The following is a 10,483-nucleotide window of genomic DNA, read 5'->3' as shown; positions in this document are numbered from 1 at the left end:
ATGACAGGGAAACCGTCATGTCCGGTTCGGCGGGAGGCCGCGCGGAAAAGGACCTGCCACGGGCAGGTACCTCGCCGCGCGGCCGACCCAACCGCGCACTTGATGCAAAGCCGCCGCCTGGTGCGCGACTTCGAGCGCTCCACCACCAGTGCCGAGGCAATGGTCTACTGGTCGATGACGCTCCTCATGACCCGCCGCCTTGCCCGGTCACGCCCTTCGCGAGCGTGAACCGGCCGGGGGACGACTCGACCAGCCAACCGCGCGCTGTCAGCCGCTTCGCCTTCGAGCGCAGTGCTTCCACCTTCCCCGGCACCGGGTCCAGGCCAAAGCAGGCGGCCATCTCCCGGCACGTCAGCGGACCCTGCCCGAGCCGCTTCCGGTCCGCAAGGGCCTGCAGGACGCGCTGGTAGTCCACCGACAGCGCCGACCAGGCCAGTCCCGCATGCCACATGGGCACCACGGACTTTGGCTTCGCCGCGGCTGTCGGTCCAGGTCGCACCGGTTGTCCACCGGGAGCCGGCAGACCCTCGGAGGCATCGGGGTCGACGATGGCGCCGTCCGGGGCCAGCACCTCGCCCACGCGCGAGCGGGCGATGACCCACTCGTTCCACTCCTGCTCGGCCACGGCCAGCTCCGCCTGGATGCGGTCGGCTTCCTCACGCAGTTCGTCCACACGCCGGCGAGCGGCGAGTTCCCGCTGTTCCAGCAGCCCCACGACCGACGGCATCCCCGACCTCCACCACAGCGACGACACGACACGTCACCACTGCCACGGGACCGCCGACCCTATGCCTGACCAGCTGAAACACAGCCATCAAGCCCGGAAAGACAACAACCACTCACCCTTCCCTGGAACTCCGGCGTCGTCGAAGGACACCGGATCAAGAGGCTCAAACGCCAGATGTTCGGTCGTGCCGGGTTCAATCTCCTATGCAAGCGCGTCCTGCTCTACGCGTGGCACCCCGCGCAACACCGGCTCGACGACGCTATAGCCTCCGCCTGTGACCTATCGCCGCAGTCGGACCGGGAATCCTCATCCCCACGTGCTACCTGACTATCAAGCGCTCCTGGACGATACAGACTGGGCGTCGCTCGCCACCGTACGCGGGACAGGCGAATCCCTGCCGACAGTGCTGGCGCTCATCATCAATCCCGACCCGGCCGTCAGCGCGGCCGCCACCGATGACGCGCTCAGGGAAGTAACCCACCAGAACACCATCTACGAAGCCACCGTGCCCGTAGCGCTCTACGTCGCGGCCATCCTCAACCACCCGGCCATCGCGGCAGACGACTTCGGCCACGACGCCGACACGCCACCACACCGACCGACCCTCGTGAGACTGCTTGAGTGGCTCAGCGACACCGCTTACGACGCCGACGACGAGTGCGTCGCCATCGGCGAACGCCACTTCGGCAAGGGGTTCCTCGACGAGGACAGGGAGATGCGCGCGTTCCGAGACCAGCGCCCGGCAATCTTCTCCGCTGTCCATTCCCTTCTCAGCCACGACAACGCGGACGTACGCGACGCGGCCCTCGTCGCTGCGATCCCCCTCGCGGAGCACCCTGTCCTCACCGCACATCGGGCCGAGCTGACCGACCATGCCCGCCGTTTGCTGGCCACCAGCACCGACCGCCACAATCGAGACCGAGTCCTGGACGCCATGAAGGCATGGGGCCACTCCACCAGCGCCCTGGAGAACGCCGACGACATCGCCGCCCGCGAACGTTACGCCCGTCTCAAAGCGGAACGCGACTCCGGGTGGGCTGCCGACGGAACAGGCGGCTACTCCGAAGAACCACCGTTCTGACTCAGGGGGCACGAAACGCCCCACATCCGTCGATCACTCAGCGTGGCCGCGTTAGGAAGTTGAGCCAGAGCCATTTCACGTGACGAAGCCAGTCACCGGGTCCGACAGAGGCGCGGCTCCTGGTACTCCTCCCACAACGGCGTCCGGCCGGAGCTGCGCCGGTAGCGGTCACCGATCAGGCCGATGATCCGATGCTGCGTTACGGTCACGGCCCGGTGGCCGTCCACCGGCCTGAAACGCAGGACGCCGTGCCGGGTGTTCCAGTCCCCGGGGTGGCCGAAGAGCGTGTGCACCCTGGTGGCGCCGGCTGGGCCGGACTCCACGTGCAGGCGCATCACCGTCCAGTCGTAGTGCTTCTCCAACAGGGTGACCAGCTGCTGCCGGGCTGGCCCGTCGTCGGTGTCGTCCGGCACCCAGGTCCAGCGGCCTTCCCGGAAGGCGTCCCGCCACTGCCACAGGGAGTCGTCGCGGCGCTTCTCGGACCAGTGCAGCTGCTCCTCGCTGCCCCGGGCTGAGCGTTCCACGGCACGGGCGGCCCGGGCGGCGGCGGACGGTTCGGTGGCGGGTTGGTCCGTGGCGGCGTCCTCGGCCAGGTACGGGTAGACCGTGCGCAGCAGGTCCAAGGCAGCCGGGCTCAGGTCGGAGCCGGTGGTCGGGCAGTCTGCGGCGGGACGACCCGAGGTGATTCGGTCGCGTTGGTAGCGGGCGTGCTCGATGGCCTGGTCGGCGGCGTAGCGGGGGACGGAGAGCACCACCGCAGCACTACGGCCGAGCCGGATTCGATCTCCTCAGGCGTCGCATTCTCCTCGCGTGATGAGCATCCGTTCCATAGATCAAACGTCAGACAACTCCCCACCTGCCCATGTCCGGTCGCTGACCCGAGCCGTCCAGGCGGCGCTCAATCGTCCCTCATAGCTTGCTCAGCCCGTCCTGGGGTCGTATTCGTGTGGCGCCTGTGCCTCACTGGAGCACGACCGTGACGCCGCGCTGTTCGAGGAGCCGCACGACCTCCTCGAAGTAGGAGAGCCGGTCCTCCGGATCCTCCACAACCTCCGCCAGTGCGTGGCGTGCGATCTCGGAGTCGTGCCAGATCAGGGTGAAGGGCGGGGCCACTCCGAATCCACCGCCCAGGCAGTCCTTGAAGGCGTTCCACTCCCGGCCGAAGTAGCGGCCGGGCCCGAGCAGGGCCTCGGCGATCGCGCAGTGCAGCCCGGGAACGTCCGTGACGAACCGGCCGTCGAGTTGGTGCTCACCGCCGGACCGATCCGGCTGGGGCGCCGGCACCCGCCAGGCACGAGTGGTGAGGTCCAGCCACGCGGCCCTGCCCTGCAAGTCGTATGGTGCCCACATGTTGGGCTCTCCCGGCGCGCCCTGATACCACTGCGCCCAGATCGGGCGGGCCGCCAGCGATGGCCGATCGTCGCCACCATCGGTGAGGGTGATATCGACGAGCGTGCCGCCGAGCACGGACGGGCGCACTCCGGTGATGGCCAGACCCACGGAGCGGGAAGCCATCACGGCACCATGACGATCCAGAGTCAGGAGGTAGGCCCAGTCCCGCTCCCACCGACGGGGTCGCCGCAGCGCCGCGAGCAGGGGCTCCGCAGGCTCGCAGCCGATCAGCTCCATGGGAACGGGGGCCGGGTCCGCTCGCGCCTTGAACAGGCCGTCCACGGCGGAGCACCGGCCCGCACTTGCCGCAGCGACCGTGGTTCCCGCGAAGAGCTCGAAGCGCGGCGCCGCAGGCAGTTCGAAGAAGCTCTCCTCATTCCTGATACTGGCGCCGAGCACGATGTCATACCGTGCCGGATCAGCGGAGTGGGGCTGATGGGCCACCACGACCGCATCGACGAGAGTCCACCACTGCACGGGCTTCTCGTCGTCCCAGACCTCGACGCACACGTCGCCCAGACCCTGTAGCGAGACGTCGGACTCAGCCAGAACCTCGCTCAGGAGACCGTCGGGGCGGCATCCGCGGAGGGTGAGGACCTCCCGTGGCGGCGGGACCAGGTCGACGAACATTCCTTCGACGCCCGCGCACCTCCCCCAGAGCTGTTCCACGCCATCTTCGTCTTCCTGAACCAGGAGGTAGTTCACCGGAAAGCCCCGGTCCCACGTGGCATGATCTGCGATGCGCACCCAACCCCCGAACATGCGAGCAACCTTCGCGCCTACGATACGGACCCGCCTGGCTTGGGGAGGACGGAGGATGGTGCTCGCCCTCGATCACGTCGCAGCATCGCCCTCACGCCGTCCCGCAGCTCCAGCGCGGCGAAAGTGCAGCCAGCTGTCGTCGGCAAAGACGGAGCGCAGGTACTACGGCCGAGCCGGATTCAGCCTCCTCATGCGCCCACATCCTCCTCGTCGGATGACCACCCGTCACGGTGTCAAGGGACAGTGGGATCTGGCTCTGGCGCGAGTTCCGTGAAAGCTGCCCGCGGATCTTGATGGTTGGCGATCATGTCGGGTGTCTGTTGCTGATCTTCTGGCCGTCTTGTTCCCCCAGTTCGCGCTGCTGCACGTCGAGTTGGTCAGATCGATGGGCCGGTCGGTCCGGGTGCATGCCCGAGGCAGGACACCGGGAGCGTCGTGCACAGGCTGCGGGACCTGGTCCGATCGGGTCCACAGCGGCTACGAGCGGCGGATCAGCGACACCGCGGTCTCCGGGCAGGAGTTGGTGCTTCACCTGCGGGTCCGCCGGTTCTTCTGTGACAGTGCCGAGTGCGGGAAGTGGACCTTCGCCGAGCAGGTCCCGGGCCTGACGTTCCGTTATGGGCGGTGCACCGTGTCGCTACGGAAGGTCCGCGAGACCGTCGCCCTCGCACTCGGCGGCCGGGCCGGCGCCCGGCTGGCCGCGTGTCTGTCGGACGGGGTCGGCCGGGACGCCCTGATACGCCTGATCCGCGCATTGCCCGACCCGCTGACCGGGAAGGTCCGGGTGCTCGGCGTCGACGACTTCGCCCTTCGCAAGGGCCACCACTACGGCACGGTCCTGATCGATATCGAGGGCCGCCGCCCCGTCGAGGTGCTACCAGAGCGGTCCGCCGACGCCCTGGCCGACTGGCTCACCGAGCATCCCGGGGTCGAGGTCGTCTGCCGCGACCGTGCCCGTTACTACGCCGACGGCGCGGACCGCGGCGCCGGCACGGCGACGCAGGTCGCGGACAGGTTTCACCTCTGGCAGAACCTCGGAGAGGTGGCCGAGCGGCTGGTCGCTCGATTGCGCCCGCAGTGGGTCCCGCCGGCGCCGGAGAGGGAGAAGGTGGTGCTGCCCGAGGGACGGCTGGCCCGGCGCACCCGCGAGCGCCACGCCGCCGTCCACGCGCTGATGGACAAGGGCATGGGGCACAGCCAGATCGTCGCCGAACTGGGCCTGGACCCGAAGACGGCGCGGAAGTTCATGCGGGCCGCCACCGCCGACGAGCTCATAGGAACGGGGCCCACCGGCGGTCGGCAGACCAGCCTGGACGGCCACGCCGCCTACCTGATCGCCCGGTTCAACGAGGGCTGCACCAGCGCCGACCGCCTCCACCGAGAACTCGCCGAACGTGGCCTGACCGTGAGCGAGCGGACCGTCCGCCGCTTCATCCACCGTCTGCGCGACAACGCCAAGCCGACCACCTGCCCGCCGATCCCCAAGGTCCGCGAGGTCACCAGGCTGATCCTCACCCACCCCGACAACCGACCCGAGGCCGACCGTGTCCTGCTGAAGGAACTCCGCAACCGCTGCCGTGAATTGGACGAGGCCTGTGTCCTTATCGCGCGGTTTGCCTCGATGCTCGTCAACCGTCGCGGCCAGGAGGAACTCGAGCACTGGACCGCGGACGCCGAGGCCAGCACCCTGCCCGAGCTGCGAGGCTTCGCCAACGGCCTGCGCAAGGACTGGGACGCGGTCATGGCCGGCCTCACGCTCCACTGGAACTCCGGCCCGGTCGAGGGTCACGTCAACCGGATCAAGATGCTCAAGCGCCAGATGTTCGGCCGAGCGAAGCTCGACCTCCTCCGAAAGCGGGTCCTTCTCGCGACATGAGGTGTCAGCGCCCGTCTGTACTCTCCGGAGCTGACCGTCGTGAGAGGCGAGGAAAGGGGTGCCCGTGCAGATCGCCGGGCTCGACCTGTACGTGAACCACCCAGTTATCGCGCTGGGGTCCTCAGAGTGGATCCCGGCATCCCTCGAACTCGGCGGTCGGGTGGCCGCAGCCTGCGAGACCCACTTGGTTGTGCGAGTACAGCCGCAAACCTCCCTGGTCAGAGTGCGGATCTTTCATGCCGATCCCGAGAGCGTCGCCGGTCCCGGCCTCGGGTTCACCACCGTGTTCAGCGGGCCGCTCCTGCTGCCTGACGGGCGGCTCGTCGTCGGGGACATCATGGGACAAAGCCGATTCACGACCAGCCTGCTCGGACCAGGCCTCCACCGGGCGCGCGTCGACGTAGATGACGCAGTTGGGCACGCACATGCCGTCGATATCACCGTCGCACGGGATTCGTAGAAGCCTGGCCAGCGCACCAGATCACGGAACTCGCGCCAGAGCCAACTCCTACTGTCCCTTGACACCGAGGGCCCGGCGCGGTGGCCGGGTGCTCCGGGGCCCTCGGGTCGTGGGTGGTCAGTGGCGGTTTCGTCTGTCAGGTGGCCGGGCGAGGTAGGGCCGCCAGGAGGCTGAACGCGGCGGTCGGTTCGTGGCGCCGGGGCCAGGTGGCGGTGATCCGCAGGTGCAAACGGCGGGCTCCGCGCGTGATCCGGGCGGCCGCGTGCAGAATGCGGTAGCGGAGCTTCTTGGGCTCGGCGGTGGCCAACTCGCCGTCGAGCAGCAGGGTTCGTGCCCAGGTCAGCAGGTCGACGGCGGTCAGGGAGAGCTCCAGCCAGGCCCGGTTGATGGCGAAGTGACGCGAAGGGAAGCGGCCGAAGCCGGTGGTCCTGCCGCAGCGAATGTGGTCCTCAATGCGCGCCCGCCGTCGGAGCCGTACCTGCGCGGCCTGGGCCGCTACGAGCTGATCCGTAACGCCGGAGAGCTGCTCGGCCCCGGGTGTGCGGGCGGCGCTCAGGACACCATGTTGATCCGGTACTGCATGATCCGGTAGTTCCTTGGGTCTGGGACGTATCACTGGCTGACGACGATGTGGAAATTGCCGAAGGTCGAGCCGGGGATGACGAAGCCGCCGTAGGGGCTGAGGACGAGGTTCCCTGCCTCCTGTCCCGGGTCGCAGGGGAGGATCATGGTCTGCTCCGGCGTCCTCGTCAGGTCCGAGGTCGGCAGCGGGAAGGCCATCGCCCTGATCGACAGCGGGTCCATGTTCAGCCACGTGAGCACGTACTTGCCGTCCATGGCGCGGGAGTCCGTCACGTACCCGCCCTGCCGGACTCCCGCACTGCCGGCCGCCGGCGTAACCCGGCCAGCGTACTCGCGCCCACCGTCCGCCGGGTGTCAGAGCCAGCCTTGTTGGGCGGCTTTGATGCCGGCTTCGAAGCGGCTGGTGGCGCTGAGGCGTTCCATGATGGAGGACATGTGGCGGCCGACGGTGCGGGCGGAGATGCCCAGGCGCTGGCCCGCGGTGTCGTCGGTGAGGCCGGTGCCGAGCAGGCGCAGCAGTTCGCGTTCGGTGGGGGTGAGTCCGGTGGCCGGGTCGTCGGGGGTGGTGGCGCCGAGCGGGACGGCGGTGTTCCAGGACTGCTCGTAGAGGTTGAGGAGGGCGTTCAGGATGCCGGGTTCGGTGACGTGCAGGGCGCCCTTGCGGGTGTTCTCCGGGTCGATGGGGACGAGTGCCTGGGTGCGGTCGACGATGACAATGCGCTGGGGGATGGTCGGGGCGGTGCGGACCTCGCCGCCCTGGCCGAGCAGCCAGTGGGCGTAGTGGGCGACGTGGGGGTGGTGGCGGCTGGTGTCCTGGTAGAGGGTGTGGATGGCGACGCCGCGGGTGAGCGCCTCGGTGTCGGCAGGACGTGAGGCGGCGAGGTCCTCGGGGCGCTGGACGCCGGGCTGGCTGCTGAGGACCTCGCGGGTGGCGGTGCGGCCCATTTGTTCGAGGCAGTGGTGAATGGCGTCCATGCCGAGCAGTCGTTCGCCGTGGGCGGTGCGCTGTTCGGCGCGGTCGGCGACCATGCGGGTGACAGCGGCGCGGGAGGCGGCGAGGGCGGCCTGCCGGGCGGCGAGGTCGGCTTCCTGCCGGGCGACCATGCCGGCCAGGCCGATGGAGGGGTCGATGGCGCGCATCCGGCCGGGGTGCTCGGCGGAGGCGCGCACCAGGAACAGCGCGCCGAGCTCGTCCAGGCTGTCGTGGACCTGGCCGGGGGAGAGCCGGCAGTGGGCCGCGAGGGCGTCGATATCGTCGTCGGGACGGTCGAGCATGGCCTGGTAGACCTGACAGGCCCGGGCCGTCAGGCCGAGTGCCTCCAGCATGGGTTCCCCCCCGGGAATCGCGTGATGGATGTGTGCGGTGGTGCGCGAAGCTCTTACTGATCATTTCAGCAGGCCGGAGTTGCATACAAGGACGAGCCCGTCCCATTCGTGACGGCTCCCGCTGTTTTGACCAGCGGATTCCTGTTGGCCCTGAGGTGGTCCTTTTCTCTCGACCAGAAATTGACGTGCTCATGTCAATGTGTCTGATGTCGGTCAGTCCGGTTGGCGACAACCGGAACGTCTTCCGGAGGACCGTACGGCAGGCGAAGCTAGTGCTCGCCGCCAGGGAAACCGACTGGGCGGCGAACCGGAGCGAGCGTCAACCGCGGGACGCCGAACCGGAACCCATCCACCTGCCACTGCTGTTGAGGAGAACCACCGACATGCGCACTCGTCTGGCCAAGGCCGCCGCGGTCACCGCCCTTGCCCTCGCCGCCCTGATTGCCGCCCCCGCCGCGGTCACTGTCCTCACCTCCGACGCCCCGGTCGGCGCCGTGACCGTCGCCGACGGCAGCCTCGGTTGGGGCTGACCCCTCTTGGACCTCGTCTACGCCAGCCTGCGGCGCAAGGAACCCGGACCCGCCCCGACGCAGGAGGCGGGCGAGATCGTCGGGATCCTGTGGGCCCACGCCCTGCCGGGCGATGCACTCCAGCACATCACCGCTCGCAGCGAGAGCGACTGCATCGACCTTCTGCTCTACCTGCTCACCCCCGACGGGCCGTCAACGTCCCTGCGCGCCGCGCACGCCCTGATCGCCCGCAGCCACCGGGCCTCGCCGCTGCTGGCCCGCCGCTACCACCACCCGGTGCCGGCCGGCTGCTGAACCCCCGTCATCGGCCGTCGGCCCCAGTTCTCGCGTGCACTGACCCCTGTTCCTGCAGGGAAGTTGTCCGCCAGCACTTGCCGAGCCGGCTCGCGCAACACCGCTCCACCGACCGAACCCGCCACAAGGGAATCCCACCATGCCTCCTTGGCCGGTGTCGGCTACGAACGGCTGGGCTTCCGCCGGCCCAGCATCTCTATGCTCACCGTCCGCCAAGACAACGGCACCACCAACCCGGTGATGCTCGGCGACCCGAGCGGCACCCGCGTCGTCGACGGCTGGAGCAGCGCCGCCTGAACCGCCTTCGGCACCCCCAGCACTGCCGCCTCGTCCCCTCCCGCATCTCCGACAACAACACCGCCGACGAACGGCCAACGGCGGTACCGGGACCTGCCCGACTGACCGGCCTGGTCCTGACGGCCGACGGACCGGAATTCGCCACCCCGAACACTGAAGCCACTGCCCCGGGCCCACGTTCAGCTGTAGCGCCCGCAGCCGCCCGACTGCCATCGGCAGTGGCCGTATCGCCGACCAATCCGACGACCCGAACGGAAGATCCCGTGTCCAGCACCCGATCAACCCGAACCCGCCGCGCCGCCCTGCTCGCCGCAGGACTTGCCGTCGCGTCCTGCGCCCTGACGACTACATGCGCATCCGCCGCCTCCGTCGCGACCTGGGACAAGGTCGCCCAGTGCGAGAGCGGCGGGAACTGGTCGATCAACACCGGCAACACCTACTACGGCGGTCTGCAGATCAGCCTCCCCAACTGGCAGCACTACGGTGGTACCGCCTACGCGGCCCGCCCCGACCTCGCCACCAAGCAGCAGCAGATCCTGATAGCCGAGAAGATCCTCGCCGACCAAGGAGCCGGAGCCTGGACCTGCGCACCCGGCACCGGCCTCAGCACCGACCACGCCGATCCGTACCCGCCCGACCCCTCTCCCACCGCGACGGCCAGCTATGGCAGTGGTGGTCGTGTGGCCACGGGTGTGCATGCGGACGGTCGGGTGGAGGTGTTCGCGGTCACTCCCAGTGGTGGTGTCACCAACCGGGCGGAGACGAGCCCGGGTGGTGCCTGGTCCAAGTGGAACGGCTTCGGTCCGGCGGGGACTGTGACCTCGGTGGCGACGGCCCGTCACGCGGACGGTCGGCTGGAGGTCTTCGCGGCCATGAGCGACGGTTCGGTGATGAACGAGGCGGAGACCAGCCCGGGCGGCGCCTGGTCCGGCTGGTACGGCTTTGCCCCGGCCGGTACGGCCAAGAGCATCACCACGGGTGTGCATGCGGACGGTCGGGTGGAGGTGTTTGCGGTCGCCCCCGGCGGCGGCGTCACCAACCGGGCGGAGATCAGCGCCAACGGCGCCTGGTCCGCATGGAACGGCTTCGGCCCGGCCGGTACCGTCACCAACATAGCCACGGCCCGTCATGCCGACGGTCGGCTGGAGGTCTTCAC

Annotated in this window: 11 protein-coding genes and 2 pseudogenes; 7 read left to right on the top strand and 6 right to left on the bottom strand. The window is 69.2% G+C overall.

Annotated features, from left to right (window positions below):
* Positions 1-184 precede the first annotated feature (184 nt).
* Positions 185-727 (bottom strand): hypothetical protein, encoded by a 543-nt coding sequence (locus ACIRRH_RS43525; protein ID WP_403079018.1) that lies wholly within the window; start codon positions 725-727, stop codon positions 185-187.
* A 274-nt stretch (positions 728-1,001) separates the two neighbouring features.
* Between ACIRRH_RS43525 and ACIRRH_RS43520 the strand changes: the two genes are divergently transcribed.
* The gene (locus ACIRRH_RS43520) at positions 1,002-1,808 is read left to right on the top strand and encodes a hypothetical protein (protein ID WP_403079016.1); all 807 of its coding nucleotides are present in this window, start codon (positions 1,002-1,004) and stop codon (positions 1,806-1,808) included.
* Between the two features lie 92 nt (positions 1,809-1,900).
* Here ACIRRH_RS43520 and ACIRRH_RS43515 read toward each other — a convergent pair whose 3' ends face one another.
* Positions 1,901-2,563: a hypothetical protein gene (locus ACIRRH_RS43515; RefSeq protein ID WP_403079014.1), complete on the bottom strand. Its 663-nt coding sequence runs from the start codon at positions 2,561-2,563 to the stop codon at positions 1,901-1,903.
* Positions 2,564-2,768: 205 nt separating this feature from the next.
* Entirely contained in the window at positions 2,769-3,947 is a 1,179-nt protein-coding gene (locus ACIRRH_RS43510) for a barstar family protein (protein ID WP_403079012.1), read from the bottom strand.
* A 400-nt stretch (positions 3,948-4,347) separates the two neighbouring features.
* Between ACIRRH_RS43510 and ACIRRH_RS43505 the strand changes: the two genes are divergently transcribed.
* Entirely contained in the window at positions 4,348-5,838 is a 1,491-nt protein-coding gene (locus ACIRRH_RS43505) for an ISL3 family transposase (RefSeq protein WP_403079020.1), read from the top strand.
* Between the two features lie 58 nt (positions 5,839-5,896).
* A complete protein-coding gene (locus ACIRRH_RS43500) occupies positions 5,897-6,298 on the top strand; it encodes a hypothetical protein (protein ID WP_403079010.1) in 402 nt (133 codons plus the stop codon).
* Between the two features lie 136 nt (positions 6,299-6,434).
* Here the strand turns inward: ACIRRH_RS43500 and ACIRRH_RS43495 are convergent.
* The 3 genes and pseudogenes from ACIRRH_RS43495 to ACIRRH_RS43485 form a co-directional block, all read right to left on the bottom strand.
* Positions 6,435-6,836: pseudogene (locus tag ACIRRH_RS43495) on the bottom strand (transposase); the annotation flags it as partial.
* A gap of 74 nt (positions 6,837-6,910) precedes the next feature.
* Positions 6,911-7,141: pseudogene (locus ACIRRH_RS43490) on the bottom strand (hypothetical protein); the annotation flags it as partial.
* A gap of 93 nt (positions 7,142-7,234) precedes the next feature.
* On the bottom strand, positions 7,235-8,206 hold the full coding sequence (locus ACIRRH_RS43485; protein WP_403079008.1) for a LuxR C-terminal-related transcriptional regulator: 972 nt from the start codon (positions 8,204-8,206) through the stop codon (positions 7,235-7,237).
* 383 nt (positions 8,207-8,589) lie between these two features.
* Here ACIRRH_RS43485 and ACIRRH_RS43480 point away from each other — a divergent pair, with 383 nt between their 5' ends.
* From ACIRRH_RS43480 to ACIRRH_RS43465, 4 genes are all read left to right on the top strand, one after another.
* A complete protein-coding gene (locus ACIRRH_RS43480; protein ID WP_403079006.1) occupies positions 8,590-8,736 on the top strand; it encodes a hypothetical protein in 147 nt (48 codons plus the stop codon).
* A gap of 6 nt (positions 8,737-8,742) precedes the next feature.
* Positions 8,743-9,030, top strand: coding sequence for a hypothetical protein (locus ACIRRH_RS43475; protein WP_403079004.1), 288 nt, complete (start codon positions 8,743-8,745; stop codon positions 9,028-9,030).
* A 147-nt stretch (positions 9,031-9,177) separates the two neighbouring features.
* Positions 9,178-9,327, top strand: a complete 150-nt coding sequence (locus ACIRRH_RS43470) for a hypothetical protein (protein WP_403079002.1) — start codon at positions 9,178-9,180, stop codon at positions 9,325-9,327.
* 263 nt (positions 9,328-9,590) lie between these two features.
* Positions 9,591-10,483, top strand: an 893-nt coding sequence (locus ACIRRH_RS43465) for a transglycosylase family protein (protein WP_403079000.1), incomplete at its 3' end; no start/stop codon positions are given.

The sequence above is a fragment of the Kitasatospora sp. NPDC101235 genome, from assembly GCF_044767505.1.
Classification (GTDB): Bacteria; Actinomycetota; Actinomycetes; order Streptomycetales; family Streptomycetaceae; genus Kitasatospora.
This window is presented reverse-complemented; position numbering and strand designations above follow the sequence as displayed.

Bases quoted from the DNA above. Each gene is read 5' to 3' on its own strand.
- ACIRRH_RS43485 (WP_403079008.1), bottom strand. From the start codon at position 8,206: ATGCTGGAGGCACTCGGCCTGACGGCCCGGGCCTGTCAGGTCTACCAG.
- ACIRRH_RS43480 (WP_403079006.1), top strand. From the start codon at position 8,590: ATGCGCACTCGTCTGGCCAAGGCCGCCGCGGTCACCGCCCTTGCCCTC.
- ACIRRH_RS43505 (WP_403079020.1), top strand. From the start codon at position 4,348: ATGGGCCGGTCGGTCCGGGTGCATGCCCGAGGCAGGACACCGGGAGCG.
- ACIRRH_RS43525 (WP_403079018.1), bottom strand. From the start codon at position 727: ATGCCGTCGGTCGTGGGGCTGCTGGAACAGCGGGAACTCGCCGCTCGC.